We start from the raw sequence: 23,331 nt of genomic DNA, 5'->3' as shown, positions 1-23,331 counted from the left end.
CCCCTTTCCGTCCGATGTGCTTGCCGTTGCCGACTCATGATCGGAGGGAAATGTCAGAGAAGGGGACACAGATTCCTCTCTCGCACGCGGGGCTGGCCCTGTAGAATCGATCTGAGGTCGGCGCAGATAGCGCTCGAAAATGTCCTGGCTGTTGCCGAAGGCGCTCAGCGTTCCTGATTCAAGGATGGCGATCTTGTCTGTGGCGGGAAGAATCCCGAGACGATGCGTGATGACGATAACAGTCGAACCACTCGCCTTCAGGTGCTCAATGGTATTGAAGAGAATTTGCTCTCCACGATAGTCGAGATTGGCGTTCGGCTCATCGAGAACGATGAGACGAGGGCTTCCGAAACATGCACGGGCAATGCCGATGCGCTGGCGATGACCGAGGAGAAGAGAGGCAGTCGCTTCGTTCATCTCTGTATCGTAAGCCTGCGGCAATCGCATGATGGCTTCATGAACCCCGACCATTCGGGCAACGCGAACGACTTCTCCCTGATCTTCATTAGCCAGGCGCCCGATCGCCTCTGCAACTGACCCTCCAAAGAGATCGATCTCTTGAGGAAGATAGCCGAGATGGTGGGCTCCGCCATTCTGTCGCCACGTTGTCACGTCGACTGAGTCGAGCGTGATACAACCGACTGTCGGCACGGAGAGACCTGCGATCAGTCGGCCAAGAAGTGACTTTCCAGCTCCTGACGATCCAATCAATCCGAGACACTCGCCCGGATTGAGATGAAAGGAGATGCTCTTCAGCAGAAGAGTATTTTTCCCGGGTGGGCAGAAGCTGATCCCGTCCACGGACAGCCGCCCTTGCGGCCTCGGTACTTCCATTCTGCATTGCGCCGAGGCTGAACCGGTTATGGCGAGAACATCGGTCAAGCGCCGGTATGCATCCCGTGTTGCGGAGATCATTTTCCAACTGCCGACCACGCCCTCGATTGGCGCCAGACCCCGTCCGAAAAGCAGACTCGATGCGAAGATGATGCCAGGACTCCTCTGCTCTTCGAGGACCAGCCATGCAGCCGATCCCATGATAAGGACTTGTGCCAACGCTCTGATTGGCTTTGCAAAGATCTGGATCCAGTCATTCCTACGGGCGGCCGTCTCCATGGCTGCTCTGCCTGCCTGCGCATCACGATAGATCAGCCGCGCGGCACCGTCGGATATGTCAAGAGCGCGGACGATATGGATGTTGTTCAACGCGTTCCAAAGGCGGCCATAGCTCATCGCTTGAGCGCTTGCGCTCCGTGAGAGAGGATCGCGCGTGATGATTCGCTGGCAACCGTGAAGCTGAAGAGGAGAAATGCGCAGATAGCCCCGATGCTGCCGAGAAGAGGGTGTACGAGGAACAGGACCGCAAGAAAGAGCGGTGCCCACAAAAGATCGAAGAGTAAGCCCGATACGGAGGAATCTATGAATTGGCGTAGTGTCCCCAAGTCGCGATAGGCCTCGTTTGCACGGCCGGGTCCAACTTGATATGCGTATTCGAATGACGCTTGCAGTACGATCGGGCGAAGGCGATCATCCAGCCACATGGCAATTCGCGAGAGTGCAGCCCGCCGCACGACGTCAAGAATGCTTCCGACCAATACTGCGATGGATACGATCAGCGTCAACATCAGCAGGGTATCGACGCTGCGGCTTGACAATACGCGATCGTAGACTTCCAGGAGATAAATCGAAGGCGCAAGGAGCAGTAGATTGAAGCTGCAACTATAAATGAATACGAGAAAGAACGCGCCGGAGCAGGCTCCGAGGGCGGCCTGCAGCGACGTCCGGCGATTGCGCGTGTCATATGTCATGATCGCCGGGCCACGGCTTTCGCTCTAGGTGCAGTTTATCCATCGGAGTGATGATGTGCAGAGAGACCGGCGACATCCCTCGCCGGTCTCTCGAAGGCATGTCCGTTACACGAGGGCGTCATCGACACTGAAATGTGTAAGGATGTCGTGGATGTCGGTGGTTGTCGTCGTCGGGTGAGAGAGCGAGAACACGACGGGGCCGCGGTCAGCGTGATTCCAATCCCCGCCGCTGCCGCCAATGCCCGCGACCAAGCTCGAACCCTGGCCTATATTGGCCGTGTTCGTCTGTGTTGCCGAGGTCGGCGCGGTGATCGTCGCCGTATTGCCACCGGTTTCGAGATATTGATCACCGCTGGAGGTGGCCGCGCCGCCAGTCCCCGTTCCGGTTCCCACGCCGCCAAGGCCACCCGTGCCATCGCCACCAGCGCCACCGGCGCCGCCAGCTCCGCCGAAGCCTCCGTTTCCGCCGTAGCCGCCAGCGCCACCGGCCCCGCCGGCACCACCGGTGGCGGATGGATCACCGGAGTCTGCGCTTGTCGTTGAAGCCGCTCCGCCGTCTCCGCCGTAACCGCCGGCACCTCCGTAGCCTCCGAAGCCTCCGTAGCCGCCATAACCACCGTAGCCGCCGGTCCCTGCACCGCCCGCTCCACCGGTACCAGTTCCGGCGCCCGGTCCACCGCCACCGGCATCCCAGTCGGCAGTTGCATCGGTGTAGTCCCCTACCTTCGCGTGAACATAGGCGCCCTCGACATAGTTGGAGGGTGTCACCGTGGCCGTATTGTTAATCGTTTGATCTCCGTAATTGTAGACGTTCCCTCCGTTGCCGGCATTTCCGCCCGTCGTGTCGATATGGTCGAACTTGATCACGTCGGACGTATCAAAGCTTGGATACCATGACGGCATTAGTGCCTCCCGTGCTTGGTTCTCCGTGGGTGAAGGGCCGCAAGTCCAGGGACTTTGCCACCCGCCCGATTATTGGGCTTCGAGCCTGTTCCCTATAGAGATCAATTGGTGTGGTGGTTTGCGCCCGATTGAGGGACAAGGACCGTGCTCCACTATCCCGACGTGTCATGCAGCTACCCGAAGGGGTGGACCCGAATTATAGGCTGCGGTTTTCTCGCGAGATGGGTCACACTGGAGGACACCGTTCTTGTTGATCGGCGACTGTTCCCGCCGTCCATCAAGGGGGACGCAATGTGGCCTCGGTATGGAATGGATCACGCCGATCGATCAGCAGGTCTGCATCTGCGTCCGACTTTCTCCAGCATTTTCGATCACCTGAGCTATATGGGCGAGCTAGGCCTCTCAGGCGGCGCCAATCAGGGCCTGTTCAAACTTCTTCAGCTCGACGCATCTAACTCTTCTGGCCGCAATGATGACGCGAATGACGATCGGGGCCATGGACGTCAATCAGAATATCAAGTGGATTCCTCAACGGACAATTCCCCCACATCTTCGAATCATGCGGGAAGTCATATGGGAGAGATCACAACAGGCGGGAACGCCGCGGGCAATGGTGGGGATGGCCTATTCGTTGGAGCCATGACCGATATCGATGTTGCCCTCTTCTCTCCCATTAACATCGCAGTGGGGGCGGCCACGGCTACGCAGTCCAATACGGTCAGCTTTGATCAGGGCGCGACCCAGCGAGGCGGCATAGGAGGACATGGAGGGAGTGGGAATGAGGCTTCCGGTGGCTATGTATTGATCAGTGCTGAGAGCGACCAGGGCGGTCCTTCGCAACATGCAGAGATTTTATCGACGGGCGGCAACGCCGCCGGCGATGGCGGAAGTGGCGCCTTTATCGGCGCGATGAACGACACCGATGTTGCGATCTACTCGCCGCTCAATATTGCATTGGGAGCTTATGGCGGTACGACTACCGCGACACAGTACAACACTGCCTCTTTCAACCAGGGGGCAACGCAACTCGCAGGGATTGGAGGGCAGGGCGGAACCGGCAATGTCGCATCGAGTGGAGGCGTGCAGTTCAGCCATCTATCGGCTACCAATGGCGATCTTGGCCTTGGATTGCTGCATTCGAGTTCCGTCTGGACCGGCAACAATGCTTCAGGAAACGGAGGAGATGGCACATTCGTCGGGGCCATGATTGACCACGACATCGCGATTTACGCACCGATCAACATTGCCATCGGTCTTTCTGGCGCGGCGACAGCAACGCAATATAACACTGTCTATTTCAATCAGAGCGCTATGCAGATTGCAGGTGTCGGAGGAGCGGGCGGAGTGCTGAATTCGGCGATGGGTGGGAGTTTCGTAGCAGGTGGGGATTCCGCTGAACACGGAGAAGTTGATCTTTCATCCCTCGCCCATCACGGTACCGCCATGACAGGGCACAACACAGCTGGGAATGGGGGGGACGGCATGTCCTTCGGCAACCTCAGTGACACTGACATCGCAATCTTTGCTCCCATCAACATTGCGAGTACAGCGCCTCTTTCTTCATTTTCAGAGGGCCAGCCCGATTTTACCCATATCGTGCACAGCGCGGTACATATGGCCTTAGCGGATAGTCATAGCGATCATCACGATCAAAGCGTCGCCAGTGATGTGATGATGCTTGTAGACGATTTTTTGCATCTGACGTAGACGCGAGGTGTGCGGACTTTCTGCAAACAAGCTGCTCCCAAATGGCTGCACATAGAACAAACCGATTCTGACGGAGGTCATTGGAACTCCGCGCGATTGATCTCCGTTGTGTGCTTGCTGCATATGCAGAGTGATCTGAATAAAGATCAATGCTTCAATATATGTTTGGAAGGCCTATCCTGACCGGGACGATGTCGCGTTGAGGGGCGTGGGAGAACGGAAATCGCAAACACCAAAGAGCCACCGATCGAGTCGCATCAGATATGACTAGATTTTCAAGAAGCTAATCCAACTTTATTTATGCAGGATCGATAGGCAATTTTTTGGTAACTATGGTTTTCTTCCGCTTCGGAAAGGCGCATAGTTCATGGCCGGTTAGAGCCTAGATTGTGCTGACCAGGATCGCCGCGTAGAGAGTGAAGCGGTGATATCAAACAGATTGTTGATATTGAATAAATTGTTTCGGCAATACCAGACCTGACAAAGTTTGCATGACGGTCATTTAGAGATCGAGGATCCGATCCAGTTCCGACGCTAACGACTGTCCAGCCTGAACCGCGATGGGATCCACGTGTTCGACTCCGTCAGACTCTGCAACATAGCTGAGGAAGAGCTGACAATGCTAAGCTCGACAAATAACTCTTATCGGAGTGGATCAGATAGGACCGGAATTGTTCTGATCGACGGTGCGCCGTTCTGGCAGAGGTGCCTTGCTGACGCTCTAAGTGCTGCATTTCCCGTCACCGTCATTCTCGAAATCTCCAATATCGAGGAGCTTTATCGATCGGACGATTTGTCCGTCGCATTGGTGCTATTGAAGGTTCAATCACGCCATGACACAGAACTTGATCTCAGCACTGCTATTCGAGTCATTTTAAAGCATATTCCCTCTGTTCCGGTGATCGTAGTTTCTGCATGCGACGACGAGAGTATCGTACGAGAGGCGATGATGGCGGGGGCGCAGGGGGTTGTCCCCTATACGGCATCGCTGAGCGTCGCGATTGCCGCTCTTCGCTTGGTCATGGCGGGAGGTACATGCTTTCCTTGCTATGTGAATGGTACCAATCATTTGCCCGACGGTACCTGGGAGCAGATACATGATACCTCAGTTGGCCGCAGTTCCTTGAGCCTGTCTTCAGAGCAGGCATTGGGATTGTCTCATGTCAGTCCAATGCAATTACCCTGCACTCGCACCGTTGAGCCACATACGAGATTTACAGCGCGAGAAGCCGAAGTACTAGCCGCGCTCCAGCATGGACATCCAAATAAGTGGATCGCGCATCGTCTCAGCTTGTCGGAGAATACTGTAAAATTCTACGTAAACAGATCATGAGAAAGCTGCATGCAACCAATCGGACCGAAGCTGCCATCCTTTCTCAGAAGTTGTTGTCTTGTGCCAGCCACCACCCTCCGAGTTGGTCCGTTGTCCTTCCGTATGCGCGAAGGGGAAAGGGTAGGACGATGGATGCCGATGGCACGGACTCTACCTCCAGAGCGATGCTGGAGGAATTGCCGGAAACAGTTCATGTCCCATGGGCTGAGCAAGTGGATTCGTCGAGAGGCACGTTAATCGTCCATATCCAGCGCGTGATTTCAGACAGTCATGGCCCGTGTCACTGAGCTCGAAGCGATATCTCCCGCGTGGGTGGATAGATTCAGTGACTCTGGATCGATGCCTTCCTTGCAAGCCGAAGCCTCGAGCCTAGCCGGTTTCCACTTCAGATTCAGGCATGAGAAGGTGTCGAAGACGTTTCCTCAGATCGTAGAATGCTCCGACAAGTTGGCTGCCTTTGACCAAGCCATGCTCAAGTTCACAGTAGGCGGCATCAAGATCGCTGAGAAGTTTCGCTGGTGGTAGCTTTACCTCGGAGCAAATGCTGAAGATGACGACTTCCAGAGCAATCTGTTGCGCCTCTGCTTGAGCCTTGAGGTTATTGATCGCCTTCAGAACGTCCTCCGAACTTCTCTCCTGTTGAAGCACCATACTTCAATCTCCCACATTGAAATCAATTTGCCGGTCGCCATCGGTTAACACTTGAAATCGGTGAGAATATGCTCGGTTCTCTTGAGAGGTAATGCGAGATTGAAAGATCGGGCTGGGACACTGACCGCATCAAGATTGGATAACGGACGCAGATGCGACGACGGGCCGAGTTATCAAGGCAGGCAGAAGCGCAACACGGCCGCACGTTGTGATGAGGTCGCTCGTCCTGAAACTATATTTCAAAAACTTTGGCGCAAACAGGCAAATGTTAAGTATTCTTCTGTGATCGTGAGGGCCGATGCTGGTTCCTTCTTGAGAAGAGATTCATATGAACTTAGGGTCACGGGTGTTTTGTGTGCCCCAAAGGTTCAAGATCATGAATAAAGCTATAATCGCCGTTGCCGTCTTCTTGCTCGGAAGTGCTGCGCATGCCGCAGAGCCATTCTCGTTGGTTGGAACTTGGACCGGTCCCAGGGAGCGGCTGGCCAAAGTTGAGGGACGGAAAGAGGGAACTGCCACCTTGGTGGTGACGGAGCAAAACGGGAGGACGTTCACGGGATATCTCGACCGGTCGAATCCGGAGGGCAACGTCAAGGAAAGTCTCTGGGGTGCATTTACGCCCAAGGGCAGGCTCATCGTCGCATCGGACGAAGAGGGGATTTACTCCTTCGACCTCGTCAACAGGAACACGCTCGATTACTGCTATGTCGAATCCGGTGCCTCCGCTCGGGCAGTCTGCGCCCGCCTGAAACGACAGAAACAATGATTGCTGAAGGGCGTCGGCCTGACGCGGTGGTGAACGTAGTCCACCGACCCTGAAATCCACGCCTCCTATTGGAACTCTTGTCCGCCTGGCGGTTTAGCTTGGGCATAGCTTTCGTTCACAGGTCCGGAAGGACGGGACTGAGAGGGGCTCGGCCATGCGGCAGGCGACGGCGCTTCCTGCCTCCCGGATCGGTACAGCGATTCCCGCCGCCGCTATGCTCGGTGCACTAGGCGTGGTCTATGGCGATATCGGCACCAGCCCACTTTATGCCCTGAAGGAGGCTGCGCGAGCGGCCAGCCAGGGAGGTGTTATTACTCCGAATGCCGTGCTTGGGGTCGTGTCGCTGATTCTGTGGTCTCTGATCCTGATCATTTCCCTGAAATACGCGGTGTTGATTTTGCGTGCCGACAACCGGGGTGAAGGCGGTATTGTCGCCATGCTGGCCTTGCTGCATGCGCGCCGGGCACGTCCCGGTACATGGCGTTCGATTTTATTAATCGTAGGGCTTGTCGGAGCCGCGCTGCTCTATGGCGATGGTGCCATCACACCGGCCATTTCCGTGCTCAGCGCTATCGAGGGTCTGAAGGTCGATGCGCCCAGCCTTGCGCCGCTGGTGCTTCCTCTGACGGTCGCCGTGCTTCTCGGGCTGTTTCTTATGCAGCGAAAGGGGACAGGTTTCATCGGCGGCATCTTCGGACCGATAATGCTCGGGTGGTTTGTCGTGCTCGCCATGCTCGGTCTGCGTGGGATTCTGCTTGCTCCCATGGTCCTGACCGCCATCAACCCACTCGTCGCTTTCGAATTCCTGTTGTCGACGGGACCGATCGTCAGTTTCGCCATTCTCGGCGCAGCGTTTCTCGCGGTGACGGGAGGCGAAGCCATGTATGCCGACATGGGCCATTTCGGCCGGGTGCCGATCCGGCTTGCATGGTTCTTCATTGCCTTGCCCGGCCTGGTGCTCAATTATTTCGGGCAAGCGGCGCTGCTCGTCACGCATCCTGAATTCAGCGACAATCCGTTCTACCAGCTCGCGCCGGACTGGGCCCATTATCCGCTGGTCGCTTTTGCAACAGTAGCAACGGTGATTGCCTCTCAGGCGATCATCTCGGGAGCATTTTCTCTGACCCAACAGGCAATTCAGCTCGGACTTTGCCCCGGGCTCCATATCCAGCATACGGCAAGCCATGAAATCGGTCAGATCTATGTGCCGGCGGTGAATTGGCTGCTCGCCGCTGCCACGCTCGGCGCTGTATTCCTGTTCCGATCTTCCGATGCTCTCGCCGGCGCATATGGCATCGCCGTGTCCATGCTGATGGCCATTACCACCCTGTTGGCTGCCATGATCGCTCTGAGATGGGGTTACAATCCGCTGCTTGTCGTAGCTGTCAACGGATTCTTCCTGCTTATCGATCTAACGTTCTTTGCCGCGAATGCGACGAAGTTCCTCGACGGCGGATGGTTCCCGCTGCTTCTTGCCACCGCGGTCGCGTTCCTGATGCTGACATGGCGCAAGGGACAGCATCTTGTTCAGCGCGCTCGCGCCCATATGCGCCAGCCCGAGGCGGAATTCCTTGCCGCATTGGGACGGAATCCCCCGATCTGCCTTCCAGGAACGGCCATCTATCTCACTGCATCGACACACGGCATTCCGCTCCCGCTGACGAATTTCGTCAGGCACAATCATGCTCTGCATGAGCGCTTATTGCTGGTGACCGCACGGTCGGAGGAAATTCCGCGGGTGTCGGACGAGCATCGCGTCGAAATCATTCAAATCGCGCCGAATGTCAGTCGCGTCGTCCTGCGCTATGGATTCATGGAGACACCATGCATTCCGGACGGTGTGCGTCTCGCAATCGAACGCGGCCACCTTACGGGCATCGAGCCGGACAGCCTCTCCTATTACATTGGGCGGGAAACCATTATCCCGACCGAACATGTGCGTGGAATGGCAGTGTGGCGGGAAGCGCTTTTCGCATTCATGCAGCGCAATGCCGAGCGATCAGCAGCCTACTTCCAGATTCCGGCGCGGCAGGTGGTGGAGGTCGGCACGGAGATTGAAATTTGAGACAGTCCCGCTACGCCGAGGCATCTAAGGCGGCAAGCATACTCGCGGCCTTAGATGGATAATCAAACGAACATGCCTCCAAGCTCGGTCCCGCTGGTCCAAACCAACCTTACAGACGCGATAGCTTCCTGGTCCGGAATTTCGAGATCGAACTCCAGCGGGATTTCTCCGACTTCTGAGAGGACGATGCGAACACCGGTTTCCGATAAGTCTCGTACAATGCAGTCCACAATCGAGGGGCCGTTCTTACAGGAAATTCTGCCCTCAAGTCGCGTTGGAAATCGCGGGCTCATGCGACGTTCAGTCGTTCCCTGACGCATGCGTCGATCCTATTGCTGTCTCAACGAACTTATGATGTGCGAACCTGACGTGAGCCTTTCCTCGTCGGGGCATGGAACTCGGCTTCGACTAAGGTAGAAGTCCTGCGGTGTAGCCCAAGGCGTCCCCTTGCGGGAACTCTCTTTAGCGATGAGCCGCCTGATGGGAAAAAGCCTTTCGCTTTTCCCAGGTGAGCTAGTGCCCTTCGCTTTGCGAAGACATCCGGTCCACAAAGGCGATGCCGATCGCTGAGAGGATGAAGACCGAGTGAATCACGGTCTGAAGGATGATACCGGTCTCTGTGTAGGTGCTCTTCGCCGTTCCCACAAATCCCGCTTCGATGAAGGTTCGGAGGAGATGGATCGACGAAATACCGATGATGGCCATGGCGAGCTTGACCTTGAGGATGCCGGCATTGACATGGCTCAGCCACTCGGGCTGATCCGGATGACCTTCGAGGTTGAGGCGCGAGACGAACGTCTCATAGCCGCCGACGATGACCATGACCAAGAGATTCGAGATCATCACGACGTCGATAAGTCCAAGCACGACGAGCATGATCTGCATTTCAGAGAAGTCGCCAGCGTGCAGAACGAGGTGGACCAGCTCCTTGAGGAAAAGGAATACGTAAACGCATTGCGCCACGATGAGCCCGATATAAAGGGGCAGCTGCAGCCAGCGAGAGCTGAAAATAAGCGCGGGGAGGGGCCTAAGGGCAGTCGGATATGCAGCCGGGGGCTTCTCGCGAGTTTGATCCATGGTCTTTCGGAGGTTTTGGAAGAAAAGGTGATGATTGGGCGGGAAATGCTATGAGGCTGGCCGGACATGGGATGGCAGAAGCTTGAGTACAAGGTCGCGTCGCTTCGTTTCAACGCAAAGTTGCCGAAGTGCGGCAAACGCAAGGCTGGGTTTGCCGCGTCTTTGCACGTCGCTGCGGAGCGGTCGGCTACCAGGCGATTCGGGCTATGTTTGCCCTCTTTGCGTCATGACTGGGCCGTAACGGCGACGAAGAGATACTGGCCGTCGCGATTGATGCGTAGCAGAAGAGGCTTCTTCTCTTGCTGCGCGCGGTTCCATTCCTCGCTTAGGTCAGCCGCTCGTTTGACATCACGGTTATTCGCCGAAACGATCACGTCACCGGAGCGAATTCCGGTGTCTGCGGCTGGGCTGTCAGGTTCCACACGCTGAACGATAAGGCCCGTAGCGTCGGGGCCCAGCTTTTGACGCGCTGCCTCGTCAATCGGAGCGAGCGCCACACCTAATCGTTTTCCTCCGGTTTCCGGAATCTGCTGCGCGCCGGTCCGAGATTCCCCTTCGTCCGGGCGTTCACCAACCGCGACAGTGACTTCCTGGGTGTTTCCACCACGGATCACGGTGAGACGGGTCTGTGTCCCTGGTTTCACACGTGCCACGGCGCGAGATAGGTCCTGAGGCCCTTCGATGGCGTTGTTGTCGATGCGAACGATAATATCACCCGTCTTGATGCCGGCTTTTTCGGAGGGACCGCCAGGTTCCACCGAGGCGACGAGCGCACCCTTGTCATCCGGGCGTCCTAGCGCCTGAGCGATGGCTGCAGTCATATTCTGAAGGCGAAGGCCGACATAACCCCGCTCCACCCGCCCGGTTCGAATGAGCTGTTCGGCAATGGCCTGGGCAGTATTCGACGGAACAGCGAAGCCAATGCCAATATTCGCACCCACCGGAGAAAAGATGGCGGTGTTGACGCCGATGACCTCGCCATTCGCATTGAACAGCGGTCCGCCAGAGTTGCCGCGATTGATCGCGGCGTCTGTCTGGATGTAGTCGTCATAGGGACCTGACTGAATATCCCGCGATCGCGCCGAGACGACACCGACTGTAACAGTGCCACCGAGGCCGTAAGGGCTACCGATTGCGATGGCCCAGGATCCTGGTTCTGCCAGGTCCGAATTCCCCCATGTCGCGACGACCAGGTCTGGACGTGGATCAAGCTTCAGTACCGCGATATCCGTGGCTGGATCGTGACCAACGAGTTTGGCAGCGACGGAGGTCTTGCCACCAAAGACGACTTGGATTTCCTCTGCGCCCTCCACGACATGGTTGTTCGTGACGAGATAACCATCCTTGCTGATCACGAAACCCGAGCCCAACGCCTGACGAAGCTGCGGCTGGCTAGGAGCTGACGGCTCATTGAAATAGCGACGAAAGAAGTCGGGAAATGGCGAGGCATCCGGAACGGACTGCGACTGCTGTTCTTCAATATGCTGCTTCGTGGTAACTGCGACGACCGCAGGCATTTTCTGGCGTACGATGGTTGTGAAATCTGGCGGCTGCTGGGCGAGGACAGGGGGAGCAGCCAAGAGTGTCAGAAGAGCCAGGGTCGGTCCAAGTGCTTGGATCTGCTTGCGTATAATCAATCCGCTATGTTGCGTCATCGAAATCTCCCTATCGGAGTGGCCTGCAGCAATATCGAAACACGAGATCCTGCGAGTTTGAGGTTGGAGGACCGCTGCCGCGTGGCATAAGTCGCTTTCCCTGGCCTCGAGCGCCCGCACTCTTATAAAATCATTGGGCTGCGGTTCTGTTCTCCTTCTCGGATCCGCCTTGAGCCTCACGATGCACTTCGACGGCATTGCGACGCTCGTCTATGCCTTGGTTCTTGGTTTCCTTCGCACCCTCCGCTTTGGGTTGAGGCTCCAGAACCACCTTCTGCTGCTCGCTGTCCCAGAGCGCGAGAACTTTGTCTCCTTCCTGAATCTCATTCGCCAGCATCGCGCGGGCAAGCTGCGTCTCCAGCTCCGAGCGGATCAGGCGGCGGAGCTCACGAGCTCCGTATTCCGGCCGAAAGCCCGCCGCTGCGAGATGGTCGACGAGACTGTTGTCAATAAGAAGCTCGACGTCCTGACCATGAGCGGAGCGCTTCACGCGATCGAGCTGAAGCTCGACGATCGCACGGATCTCACTCCGCCCGAGCGCATGGAAGACGATGATTTCATCGATACGATTGATGAACTCCGGTCGGAAGTGAACACGCAGAACGTCCATCAGCTCCCGCTTGAGCGTGGCTTGATCCTCCTCTGCCGTCCCACGGATACTGAGGTGTCGCTGGATGATGTCCGATCCGAGGTTCGACGTGGCGATCATGATCGTGTTGGTGAAGTCGACGACTCTTCCTTTGCCGTCCGTGAGCCGCCCGTCGTCGAATACCTGAAGCAGGACGTTGTATACATCAGGATGTGCCTTCTCGATCTCATCGAGAAGCACAACCGAATAGGGACGCCGCCTTACGCGTTCCGTTAATTGGCCGCCCTCCTCGTAGCCAACATAGCCGGGAGGTGCACCGATCAGACGAGCCACCGCATGGCGTTCCATATATTCCGACATGTCGATCCGAACCATCGCGTCTTCGTCGCCGAAGACTGTTTCGGCCAGGGCCTTTGCGAGCTCGGTCTTGCCGACGCCCGTTGGTCCGAGGAACAGGAAAGTTGCGATGGGGCGACGTCCCTCACGCAGGCCAGCACGAGCCAAGCGCACCGCGTCGCTCACTGCGATCACTGCTTCATCCTGGCCGATGACGCGTTTGTGGAGGCGCTTCTCCATCTCGACGAGGCGCTGACGCTCCTCGGTCGTCAATTCGTTGACAGGGACGCCGGTGAGTTTGGAAACGACCTGTGCGATTTGCTCGGTGCGGACCTCCGCCGATGCCGAACCGCGCTCGCGCCTCCAGTGCTCAGTCGCGTCCTGAAGTTCCTTGTTCCGAGCATCGTGCTGTGCCTGGATCTCCGATGCACGGTCAAACTGTTTGCGCGATGCCGCATAGTCCTGCTCACGCTTGAGCTGGCGGACCTCCGCTTCGAGTTCCTGCACGTCCACCGGACGAGCTGTGGCTGAGATCTTCACCCGTGCTGCTGCCTGGTCAATGAGATCGATGGCCTTATCCGGGAGGAAGCGTCCGGTAATATAGCGATCGGATAGCTCTGCTGCTGCGATGATGGCCTCGTCCGTGATTGCAACCTTGTGGTGAGCTTCGAGTGTATCGCGCAAACCGCGCAGGATCATGATGGTCTGAGCGACGGTCGGCTCCGGCACGAAGACGGGCTGGAAGCGGCGCTCCAGGGCAGCGTCCTTCTCGATATGCTTCTGATATTCATTGAGGGTCGTCGCACCGATCAGGTTGAGTTCGCCCCGGGCAAGCGCCGGTTTGAAAACATTGGCGATGTCGAGCCCACCTTCGCCGCCACCTTGGCCTGCTCCGACGATGGTATGGACCTCGTCGATGAACAGGATCAGGTCGTCCTCACGCTCTGTGACCTCCTTCAAGATCTGCTGGACACGCTCTTCAAACTCGCCCCGGTACTTGGAGCCCGCGACCATGGAGTTGATCGAAAGCTCGACCAGGCGCTTGTCACGCAAGGCTTCGGGGACTTCGCCGGAGACGATGCGCTGGGCCAGGCCCTCGACGATCGCGGTCTTGCCGACGCCCGGTTCGCCGATGAGGACCGGATTGTTCTTCTTGCGTCGGGCCAGAACTTCGATGGTTGTCTCGATTTCCTGGGCGCGTCCGATGACAGGATCGAGCTTGCCGTCACGGGCAAGTTGGGTCAGATCGCGAGAATGCTTATCGAGGTTGGGGGTGTTCGTCGGGGTCTCGACTCTTCCTTCCTCGGCGCCACGGCCGACAACCTTGGTAATCTGCTGGCGGATCGCTTGCGGTGTGAGACCATAGCGGCGCAGTATGTCAGCGGCCAAACCTTCACCTTCTTCGGCAAGCCCAATGAGAAGATGTTCTGGGCCAACATAGGAGTGTCCAAGTTCTGCGGAGGCTCGGAAGGCACGGGATAGAGCATCCTTCATGCGTGGGGAAACGCCGATCTCGCCCCCTTCCTGTACTTCCGCTTCGCCGTGCGGACTTTCTTTCACGATTTGGTTGCGCAGATCGTCAAGGGATACTTTGAACTGATCGAGAATGGTGCGGACGACGTCGCTTTCGGTCAGGGCAAGCAGGAGATGTTCCGTGTCGACCTCGTGACGTCCGAAATCCGCTGCCCGTCGGGCAGCCGCCTGAAGGATCTCTTCGGCATGCTCTGAGAGACGCTCGGCTCCGCTGACGGTATTCCGACCCCTGGACCGCCCTCGTCCTGGTCCGATCGGAATGGAGGCGCCGCGGCCACCGGCCTCTGGAGTTTCCTCTCCATCGCCCCTGGCGTGTGCCGGTGGGTTCTCGCCGAAGAAGCCCTCATTGAAGAAGTCGTCGAACAAACTGCCACGCTGTCCGAAGAGGGACTCAAGTGGTGAACTCGACCGTTGTTGACGGGCCAGGCGACGATAGTCGAAATCGCAAAGCTCCATGACTTGACGTTGACCATTGCTGACAACCTCCGCACGAACGGTCGCTGGACGAATGCCGCAGATGTCGCAAATTCCATTGGCCATGGTTCCGCTCCAAGATGAGTCCGTTGCGCAATCAGACTACGCCCGACCATCTAAGAGCTCGTTTGGTCGGCGTGCCGGTTCGACGTGATCAACCATATTAGCAACCGCAAGGTAGGCAGCTGTAAGGCTAAAGCTGCGGAATGGATCGTTCACCAAGTGCTGGCTGTAGTCATCATGAATCTCGATCGCCAACGAAATCTTCACAGTTGGACGTTCGGGGTAGCAATGCGCGTGGTCAGTCAAGCTTGACGCGGTAAGCTCCGCGGTGAATCGCGTCGAATCCGAGATCCGTCAATTCGACCGTCTCGGCATCGGGGGCCATGACATATCCGAGATGGATCAACTCCGAAACGGCTACCGCGATGGCGGGGTCCGCGCCAAAGTGCGCATCCAACGTCGCCATTGTCATGCGCGCACCTGGCTTGCGGTGTGTCTGACGAAAGAAATCTAGAATCTCACACGCCGTCTCACTGATCTGCATTTGTCGTGCTCCTTTTCGTGTGAGCCTTGTGATCCGCTCGTGCCCAATTCGGCCGGTCATTCATGCCGCAATGGTGCCAATAACTCCTTGCCCTTCCAATCCTTGCGGAGACTGATGGTTGCGGCCAAGCTAAGAGGGAGCGGCTGCGGCTCTTTCAGCGTGCGAGCACTCAGAGGATTAGGGAGATCCTGAAGAGTGCGATCCTAGCCGATATGGGCAAGCGTCCACAGATTGGTCTGGGGGGACCTTCCGTATCCTGATGCGCTTGAGCGAAAGGGCATTTATAGATACCCATTCTATGGACCGGGAGAGATTCTATGGCACGCGCAAAACTCTTCACACCCTACTCAATCGGGACGTTCGAACTCGCCAACCGCATCGTGATCGCGCCTATGTGTCAATATTCCGCCGAGAATGGCTGCATGACCGATTGGCACATCATTCATCTGGGCCAGCTCGCGCTTTCTGGCGCCGGACTTCTCACCATCGAAGCAACGGCTGTTCTGCCCGAGGGGCGCATCACCTATGCGGATGTCGGTCTCTATTCGGATGAGTGTGAAGCGGCGATGCGCAGCGTGTTGAACAGTCTCCGGCGCTGGTCCGAGATGCCGATAGCCATTCAGCTGGGGCATGCCGGGCGCAAAGCATCGACTGAGGTTCCCTGGAGAGGCGGCAAGCAGCTTGCCCCGGATAATGTCAATGGTTGGCAGACGGAAGCGCCATCGGCGGTGCCCTTCAATATCGGGGATAACCCTCCCACCGCGCTCGACCGCAATGGACTCGCGCGAGTTCGGAATGCATTTGCGGATGCAACGCGGCGCGCGGCCCGGCTCGGTCTGGATGCGGTGCAGATTCATGCTGCCCATGGCTATCTGCTCCATCAATTTCTCTCGCCGCTCTCCAACCAACGGGACGATGACTATGGAGGTTCGCTTGAGAACCGGATGCGCTTCCCGCTCGAGGTTTTCGATAGTGTTCGAGAAGCGTTTCCGGCAGAGAGGCCCGTGACAGTGCGAGTCTCCGGCACGGACTGGGTGGATGGTGGCTGGACGATCGAAGAAACGAGGGTTTTCGCAGAGGCCCTCAAGACGCGCGGATGCGGCGCCATTCACGTCTCAAGTGGTGGTCTTTCCTCGGGGCAGCGAATTCCGGTCGGTCCCAGTTATCAAGTGCCCCTCGCTCGCGCGATCAAGTCGGTTGGAATGCCCATTGTGGCCGTGGGCCTCATCACTGACTACGTGCAAGCGGAGGCAATTCTCAATACGGGTGATGCTGATCTCATCGCCATTGCTCGCGCCATCCTGTATGATCCGCACTGGCCGTGGCATGCAGCTGCGCATTTTGGAGCGGCCGTAAAGGCTCCAAACCAGTATCTCCGCTCTCAGCCAGGACAGTTCCCCAGCCTCTTCGAGGTCCGCGCAGATGACTAGTTGAGAGCCGACTGTCCGATCAACTCTTGTCGGCGAGAACGGTCCATTCCTTACCTGTAGGCGTCAGCGTAAGCGTCGCGCCACAGGAGACATCTTCCGGGAACTTTTGATCCCGCTCAGTGCCGCTCGCTCGAAGGGCTACGATGTTCTTTGCTTTTGAGGCAATCGCGAGCGTCCAGGTGCCTGTCGTATCGGCAAGACCGTCGCTGGCAAATGGCTCAATCCAATAGGTGGGAAACTGCGCCCTGGCGGTCGAGACCGGAAAGGCTTGAGGGCCAATATAGCAGAACGTGCTATCGCCGGACTTATCCTTGAGGACCGTATCGCTTCTTTCAACGAGCGCTCTGTCGACCCAGGCATACTCTTTCTTGAGTTGCGAGAAAGGAAATTGGACCAAGACGGCGATTGCTCCGATCGCCGCAAAAAACAGAACGCAGAGGATAGCCAGTCTCATCTGGAGAGTCCTGCTAGGGAGGATGAGGCGGCAAGATATATAACATCAATGCGCAACGCTACTGCCAAGCGCACCCTTTACTTACTACTAAGGTTCAAGAAACTTCGTATCCTGCGAGGCGCCAAAAAACCTTCTGCAAGTCCCTTGCTCTTCTGTCTTCGAATGGAGTTGTTTAAAGTTGCTTGCAAGATCTAGATGGAAATATGTTCATCGAGCAGTTGGTACTCTTTGCCGTGTAGAGCTCGTTTGAATGTGGAAAAACCGCTTTCAACGCCGGCAAGACCGCCGACATCGAATACGAGCGCGCCGCGGCGTTTTGCTTCGCGAATTGCATTCCATATCAAGTAATGGCCCACATTGAGGCTTCGAGCGGATGGATGATGCCAGGCGACGTTGTATTCGCTCACACGTCCAGCATGGATCAGCGCCGTTCCACCGACAGGTTCTCTATTGAGCATGGCGCGCAGAAGGAAGAACTCACATCCTGCGGACGTTGCGAGCGCTCTGAAGAATGCATGATCGCCGTGCTTCACACCGAGCGCACTCATACGGTCGCTGTAATTTCCGATCAGCCAGTCAATCGCCTCGGGATTATTCGATAATTCGAGGGTGAGATCCTGTTTCTCGGCCCTTCGCGATAGGTTGCGGAATGTAGAGGAGAACCCTCGAAAGATCTCTTCTTCGCTAGGGCCGAGGTCAATCTGCGCCGAGTGCCAACCCAGAGTGTGACGGCGCCGGTAGCCGATACGTTGAAGAAGTTCTTCGTTCTCTTTCGAGCTGGGCAACGCTGGAGTTATCAGCAGGGGACCGGTCAGGATTCGCCCCCAACCGTTTCTCAGCTGCCGATAAATACTGATGATGGTTTCGACATCCGGCACTGGATCGAGAAACAGTGGCCCGCGGCTAATTCGAGATGCAAGATGGAGACCCGCAATCCACCATTCCTGAATTTGGCAGATTGCGGCGATCTCGCCGCGTAATTCGAACGCGATCCGCGCAACGCTCCATCCATTGGCTCGTTTGCCCTCGCCGTAGGCAAAGCCTTGCGTCACATGCGGGTAAGGCACGTGCGCAAGCAGGTCAGACCATTGCGGCGCATCAGAAATGAGTCGGCAAGTCACATCGCTGCGACTGACGCGACTCCGAAGTAAGTTCGCTTTAGCTTAACTCGCGTGTGTCGAAGGATATTGACATGGGGCGTCCCCTTCGAGTGTTTCACGGCAGATGCAGATTGCACTTCAAGCGCTCTGATAACAATCCTGACAAAGGGGTGCAACTCGCCTTTCAGAGGTAACGTGAAAGAAGATATTTGTGTGCAGCAGTTGCCGTTTTTGTATGCCTTTCGAAGTGTCAACTATCCGAGAATTGCAATCAGGGATGACCGACTTGGGCGGCCGATGACAGCTACGCGTGAGCTTCCAGTCGCTAAGTGATAGCCAACTGCTCCAATGCGTCCTGCGCATGCCTCATCGGCGTTTCGATCTGTGGCGAAATTTGGCAAGCGTCACCATCTCGAGGAGGACGCGATTGTTCTTCCTCTCGTGTCGTTCCCTCTGGAATATCATTCCCAACTTCGGGTCGCTGGCCTCAGCGGCCCTTTTCTTACGCAGGTCGGTCCGTGAATTACCTCAAGGGTGCTTCAGGAGCGGCCAAGCTTTGCCGCAATCGGGATGCTCTTTCCCACTCATCATTTTGAATAGGAACCAACATGGAATTTGATGACGCTCTAGATATTGCAGAACGCCAGCTGATCGACGGTGCTACATTGCAGGAGCTGAAGGAAGCCGCTCAGGACTTGCGGGCACTGTCGCGCGAAAGCGCCCTGGCTGATCTCGTTGAGCAGAAGATCGCAAGCATCGAGACGCGCCGTACAAACAGCTGCATGCCTCCTTCTTCCAGTTTTTAAGCCTCCTGTTCTTTTCGAGGCGGTTCGTTGGAGGCGCGACGGCAGAGCGCTCTTAACGTCTCCGACGTGCAGACCATGCCACTACTGTCACATGTGCGTGTTGCCAGCTCTCCGCAGCCATGGCGAAACAGACCGAGGTTCAGGCCGACCATCATCGGCGGTATAGGTGGGTCTGAGCCTTGACTCTCCGGCATTGGCGACAATTTGTCGACCAACGGGCGGCCGTCATAGGATGTTCGTCCTCTCTGCGAACGGCACCAGTAGGGCACAATTTTTCGCGACCGAGAGAGCTGATCTTTCCGGGTATGGTTCTGCAGCAGTCGGAGTTGAATCCAAGGGTTTTCCCTGGAACCAAAAGAGGCGCTACAGTGTTCTGGCGACTAAACGTTTGTGTCATACAGGCACAAAAATGCTCGACTTGACCTACATCCTGGTTGCAGCCTCCCGGCGCTGAACGCGATACAGATCGCATGAGTGGCCGGAGCAGAGGGGGACGCTAAGGTGACCGTCGCACAATATCGCAACCTTATGTGGGATCTGGCCGTCATCTTTGCCTGGCTGTGTCCTTTGGTGCTTGCCATGGGATATTATGCCCGCAGGCGATTCAGGACGCTCCTGAAGGCGCCATTGACGGAGGAGGTGGAGCATCAGACCCACGCCTGGGAGCATCGTGTCCACCGCTGGACCGTCCTTGGCCTCCTGATCCCTGAGGCCTCGATTATCTGCTTCATCGCTTGGTTGGTTCTGTCACACCTGACTTCTGGGGCTCCGTAGGCGATCGTAAGAGCGGTCGGAACGCTCCTGCCAGATGAAGGGTGATCCGGGGCAGGATCATAAGTGCCTCCCGTCCACCATAGGCCAAAGCGTAGAGCAGGAGTGGGAGAGCAGAGAGAACGGTCGTGGACAGAGATAGGAAGGGCGAGCGCATCATCTCAACCTCGACAGCGAGCTCGACAAGACGCCTGAAACGGGGATCTGCTCTAACGGTGCCCAATCCATGGGCAGCTTCAACCGCAAGCTTGGCTTCCTGATCGCGAAAGCGCGCCCATTCCACCCCTTCCAACGGAGAGAACAGGGTTTGCCTCCGGAGGCGTCGAATGAGGCCTATAACGGCGAGAGCCAAAATCGTCACTGGAATGATGACCGGGAAAGCGAAAGCAGCGCTGCGCTCCAGGTAGGTCCTCGACGCATCATCGATCATGCGCTGGCTGTGTACATCGCCATGATAATCGTTCTTCAATGCCGTCGCGAGAGACCGAAGGCGCGCCGTATGTCGTCTCCTGAGAAAAATTGCCAGTATACTAGCGAGCCAGATGGCCACGAGAGCGGCAAATGCCAACAAGCCCAACATAGCAGGAGTCATCGTCTATGTTCTCCATCAGGCAATCCTGCGATCGCGCAGGAGAAATCGTCCTGAAGGAGCCCGTACGCAGGGCTCAAATGTGGCTGTTCGATGCTCAGATCATCGGAAGGGCTCGTGGTCGAGGACCGCGAGGAAATGCCTTGTCTATCTCCATGAACTCTGCCTCAGAAAGAGCAAGATTGCCGGCTGCTGCGTTTTCACGCGCGTGATCCGGAGAGCCGGCTTTGGGAATTGTAAAGATAGTCGCTCGATGAGTCAGGAAGGCGAGAGCAACTTGGCGCGGCGTTGCGTCGTGCCTGGCGGCGATTCGGGCGAGGACCTTCCCCTTGTCCGTCCGAAGGCTGGGGAATTCGCCATGCCCGAACGGTGAATAGGCGACGACAGCAACCCCATTGCGCTCGCACCAGGGAATGACTGCATGCTCAATTGCCCGTTCTTCGAGATGATACAGGACCTGATTGCAAGCGATCCGGCCCGGACCAGCAATCGATGCAGTTTCTTCCAAATCCTCCTTGTCAAAATTGCTGACGCCCCAGGACAGGATCTTTCCGCCGGCCCGTAGAGTCTCAAAGGCTGCGATGGTCTCTTCCAGAGGATAGTTGCCGCGCCAATGGAGCAGATAGCAATCTAGGCGGTCGGTCCCCAGGCGCCGGAGGGACCGCTCACAGGCAGCAACCGTCCCGCGGCGGGATGCATTCTGCGGCAGAACCTTGGATACGAGAAATACCTCGTCGCGGCGGTTCCCGAGGGCCTCCTTCACAAGCGGCTCGGCCTCCCCGTACATCTCTGCCGTATCGATATGGGTCATGCCGCTGTCGAGCCCAATGCGGAGAGCGGCTATCGCGCTCGATCGATCTCCCTCGTCGAGGCGCCAAGTACCTTGGCCTATTGCAGAAACAAGGGGCCCGCCGGAGCCGAAAGGGTTGTTTCTCATTGTTTGTTCTCGAAGTTTGCGAGGGCTCGCATGCGTCAACGGCCGATCCGCAAGATCAGAAGGCTTTGATCAGTCAAATCGACTGTGCACGGGGTCCGAAGAGTTGTCGATACGTCTCCGACTTCCTCACGCGATAGAATACTTGCCGAGGAACTGGCTATTGGTCTGGCACAGGCGCTTCTGCCGTGGATATAGTTTTACGCTAGTTATGTGATTTTGACCACTTTGTGATAATAAATGTCAGAACAGTCAGAGAACATTCTCAATTAGGAGCTTGCCAAATCTGGATTTCGGACATATTTCGGCCTTGTGTCTCAGGATTTGACAACGACGTGATGCATAATCCTGATGATCGTAGCAGAATAATATTCCTCAGACTATCAATCACTATGGTTCCTGCGTGGCCAAGGATAACAAGACTATGACCGAGAACGTAAACTCTCTAAGCTTCGTTGAGCTCGCCGCTGACATCGTCTCAGCTTATGTGAGCAACAACTCCGTTCCGGCTGCCGATCTGCCATCGCTTCTCAATTCCGTTCATAGCGCTCTGACGAAGACTGCACAGGGCATTGTGGAAGAGCCTCAGACCGCTTTGACGCCCGCCATTCCGGTCAAGAAGTCCATCACCCCGGATTTCATCGTCTGTCTCGAGGATGGCAAGAAGTTCAAGTCTCTGAAGCGCCATCTACGCACTACCTATAACATGACGCCCGAGCAGTATCGCGCCAAGTGGGATCTTCCCCGAGATTATCCGATGGTTGCTCCGAATTACGCGAAGGCACGTTCCGAACTTGCGAAGACCATGGGCCTTGGGCAGCAGCGTCGCAAATCGGAGACAGAGAAGCCAGTCGCAGCGAAGGGACGCCGTAGCAAGAAGGCGGCATGATCTCGTTCGATCCGCTAATTGTGGTGAAGGAAGCCCGCTTCTCGGCGGGCTTTCTTTTTGGCGCATCGTTGGAGCAGGAGGCGAGCCAACTCATCGAAGGCACCTAGTGCCTTAAAAACAATCTTCCTTGCGAGAGAAGAAACCCGCGAATCGCCTTTTGTTAAGACGATCGTTACGGATCAGGCCGTTTCCTCGTCTAGGGAGGTTCCCGAGGCGAGCAACGATCGTGGGTCCGCGGATGACGAATGACAACGCTTGGCGGCGTGACATCAAGCATTTTCTGGACGGCGCCCGATATAGGGTCCTTCACTATACGGGGCTTTATTCCGACGAGGATCTGATCGGCGCGGTTCTTCACGCTTGTAGAGAGGCGGCCGGGAGCGATCTTGATCTGCAGCTCGGTGCAGCAAAGAGCATCGTCGAGGAGCACTGCCGGACGCTAGTCCGGGTCGCGGACCGCTTTTCTGCCCGCGACTTTGCCTTAATTGCCGCGTCGCGAGCACGAACTCTCGCAGCTATCGACATGTTTCAGGATATCGTGCTGCAGGAGCGCCGCATACAGAACGCGGCGCTGGGGCATGGGACCTTGTTGAAAAGACGCGCCCTCTGAGATTGCGACCATGGCCGTCCGGTTGGCCATAATCTGTACCTAGGAGCTTCGATCTAAGTGTGAGTTCTGATCAGGTTGTTCCGGCGAGAGCCTGAGCCGGTGTTCGTCGACCGAGGCTACCATGCGGGCGCTGTTGATTGTACCAGGTCAGCCATCTCGGCAGGTCAGTGACCCGAGCATCCGCTGAGCTGAACGGGATCGCGTAAGCCCACTCGCGCAGGAGCGTTTGGATGAAGCGCTCGGCCTTGCCATTGGTTTTCGGCGTGTAAGGCCTCGTTCGAATGTGTCGGATCCCAAGCATCTGCAG

At 56.8% G+C, this 23,331-nt stretch carries 20 protein-coding genes and 1 pseudogene; 8 read left to right on the top strand and 13 right to left on the bottom strand.

The window, feature by feature from the left end:
- Positions 1–99: 99 nt before the first annotated feature.
- A pseudogene (locus tag K9B37_RS17700) lies at positions 100–1,805 on the bottom strand (type I secretion system permease/ATPase); the annotation flags it as partial.
- A gap of 105 nt (positions 1,806–1,910) precedes the next feature.
- Entirely contained in the window at positions 1,911–2,708 is a 798-nt protein-coding gene (locus K9B37_RS17695; RefSeq protein WP_224314858.1) for a hypothetical protein, read from the bottom strand.
- Between the two features lie 309 nt (positions 2,709–3,017).
- Between K9B37_RS17695 and K9B37_RS17690 the strand changes: the two genes are divergently transcribed.
- Together K9B37_RS17690 and K9B37_RS17685 are read left to right on the top strand one after the other, a co-directional pair.
- Complete coding sequence (locus tag K9B37_RS17690) at positions 3,018–4,415, top strand: hypothetical protein (RefSeq protein ID WP_224314857.1); 1,398 nt, start codon at positions 3,018–3,020, stop codon at positions 4,413–4,415.
- A gap of 619 nt (positions 4,416–5,034) precedes the next feature.
- Complete coding sequence (locus K9B37_RS17685; protein ID WP_224314856.1) at positions 5,035–5,748, top strand: response regulator transcription factor; 714 nt, start codon at positions 5,035–5,037, stop codon at positions 5,746–5,748.
- 369 nt (positions 5,749–6,117) lie between these two features.
- Here K9B37_RS17685 and K9B37_RS17680 read toward each other — a convergent pair whose 3' ends face one another.
- Positions 6,118–6,399: a hypothetical protein gene (locus K9B37_RS17680; protein ID WP_224314855.1), complete on the bottom strand. Its 282-nt coding sequence runs from the start codon at positions 6,397–6,399 to the stop codon at positions 6,118–6,120.
- A gap of 376 nt (positions 6,400–6,775) precedes the next feature.
- Between K9B37_RS17680 and K9B37_RS17675 the strand changes: the two genes are divergently transcribed.
- Positions 6,776–7,165 (top strand): hypothetical protein, encoded by a 390-nt coding sequence (locus K9B37_RS17675; RefSeq protein ID WP_224314854.1) that lies wholly within the window; start codon positions 6,776–6,778, stop codon positions 7,163–7,165.
- A 154-nt stretch (positions 7,166–7,319) separates the two neighbouring features.
- Entirely contained in the window at positions 7,320–9,230 is a 1,911-nt protein-coding gene (locus tag K9B37_RS17670; RefSeq protein ID WP_439651749.1) for a potassium transporter Kup, read from the top strand.
- Positions 9,231–9,292: 62 nt separating this feature from the next.
- Here K9B37_RS17670 and K9B37_RS24955 read toward each other — a convergent pair whose 3' ends face one another.
- From K9B37_RS24955 to K9B37_RS17645, 5 genes are all read right to left on the bottom strand, one after another.
- Entirely contained in the window at positions 9,293–9,523 is a 231-nt protein-coding gene (locus K9B37_RS24955) for a PilZ domain-containing protein (protein WP_224314943.1), read from the bottom strand.
- A gap of 220 nt (positions 9,524–9,743) precedes the next feature.
- Positions 9,744–10,307 carry a TIGR00645 family protein gene (locus K9B37_RS17660; RefSeq protein WP_224314853.1) on the bottom strand — a complete coding sequence of 188 codons (564 nt, stop codon included), beginning with the start codon at positions 10,305–10,307 and terminating at the stop codon, positions 9,744–9,746.
- Between the two features lie 224 nt (positions 10,308–10,531).
- The gene (locus K9B37_RS17655) at positions 10,532–11,962 is read right to left on the bottom strand and encodes a Do family serine endopeptidase (RefSeq protein ID WP_224314852.1); all 1,431 of its coding nucleotides are present in this window, start codon (positions 11,960–11,962) and stop codon (positions 10,532–10,534) included.
- A 130-nt stretch (positions 11,963–12,092) separates the two neighbouring features.
- Positions 12,093–14,960, bottom strand: a complete 2,868-nt coding sequence (locus K9B37_RS17650; RefSeq protein ID WP_224314851.1) for an ATP-dependent Clp protease ATP-binding subunit — start codon at positions 14,958–14,960, stop codon at positions 12,093–12,095.
- A 235-nt stretch (positions 14,961–15,195) separates the two neighbouring features.
- Positions 15,196–15,441, bottom strand: a complete 246-nt coding sequence (locus K9B37_RS17645; protein ID WP_224314850.1) for a hypothetical protein — start codon at positions 15,439–15,441, stop codon at positions 15,196–15,198.
- Between the two features lie 317 nt (positions 15,442–15,758).
- On the opposite strand from K9B37_RS17645, the gene K9B37_RS17640 reads away from it, so the two are divergent.
- A complete protein-coding gene (locus tag K9B37_RS17640) occupies positions 15,759–16,871 on the top strand; it encodes an NADH:flavin oxidoreductase/NADH oxidase (RefSeq protein ID WP_224314849.1) in 1,113 nt (370 codons plus the stop codon).
- Positions 16,872–16,890: 19 nt separating this feature from the next.
- Here K9B37_RS17640 and K9B37_RS17635 read toward each other — a convergent pair whose 3' ends face one another.
- The gene (locus tag K9B37_RS17635; protein WP_224314848.1) at positions 16,891–17,325 is read right to left on the bottom strand and encodes a hypothetical protein; all 435 of its coding nucleotides are present in this window, start codon (positions 17,323–17,325) and stop codon (positions 16,891–16,893) included.
- A 191-nt stretch (positions 17,326–17,516) separates the two neighbouring features.
- Positions 17,517–18,377 carry a GNAT family N-acetyltransferase gene (locus K9B37_RS17630; protein WP_224314847.1) on the bottom strand — a complete coding sequence of 287 codons (861 nt, stop codon included), beginning with the start codon at positions 18,375–18,377 and terminating at the stop codon, positions 17,517–17,519.
- A 656-nt stretch (positions 18,378–19,033) separates the two neighbouring features.
- On the opposite strand from K9B37_RS17630, the gene K9B37_RS17625 reads away from it, so the two are divergent.
- Positions 19,034–19,231: a hypothetical protein gene (locus tag K9B37_RS17625; RefSeq protein ID WP_224314846.1), complete on the top strand. Its 198-nt coding sequence runs from the start codon at positions 19,034–19,036 to the stop codon at positions 19,229–19,231.
- A gap of 727 nt (positions 19,232–19,958) precedes the next feature.
- Here the strand turns inward: K9B37_RS17625 and K9B37_RS17620 are convergent.
- Positions 19,959–20,594 carry a hypothetical protein gene (locus K9B37_RS17620; RefSeq protein WP_224314845.1) on the bottom strand — a complete coding sequence of 212 codons (636 nt, stop codon included), beginning with the start codon at positions 20,592–20,594 and terminating at the stop codon, positions 19,959–19,961.
- Between the two features lie 94 nt (positions 20,595–20,688).
- Entirely contained in the window at positions 20,689–21,528 is an 840-nt protein-coding gene (locus K9B37_RS17615) for an aldo/keto reductase (protein ID WP_224314844.1), read from the bottom strand.
- 421 nt (positions 21,529–21,949) lie between these two features.
- Between K9B37_RS17615 and K9B37_RS17610 the strand changes: the two genes are divergently transcribed.
- Entirely contained in the window at positions 21,950–22,414 is a 465-nt protein-coding gene (locus tag K9B37_RS17610) for a Ros/MucR family transcriptional regulator (protein WP_224314843.1), read from the top strand.
- A gap of 238 nt (positions 22,415–22,652) precedes the next feature.
- On the top strand, positions 22,653–23,024 hold the full coding sequence (locus K9B37_RS17605; protein ID WP_224314842.1) for a hypothetical protein: 372 nt from the start codon (positions 22,653–22,655) through the stop codon (positions 23,022–23,024).
- A gap of 70 nt (positions 23,025–23,094) precedes the next feature.
- On the opposite strand, the gene K9B37_RS17600 is transcribed toward K9B37_RS17605, so the two are convergent.
- A partial coding sequence (locus K9B37_RS17600; RefSeq protein WP_224314841.1) for an integrase core domain-containing protein occupies positions 23,095–23,331 on the bottom strand: 237 nt, incomplete at its 5' end.

Origin of the sequence: Microvirga puerhi, from assembly GCF_020089865.1 — a bacterium.
GTDB lineage: Bacteria > Pseudomonadota > Alphaproteobacteria > Rhizobiales > Beijerinckiaceae > Microvirga > Microvirga puerhi.
This window is presented reverse-complemented; position numbering and strand designations above follow the sequence as displayed.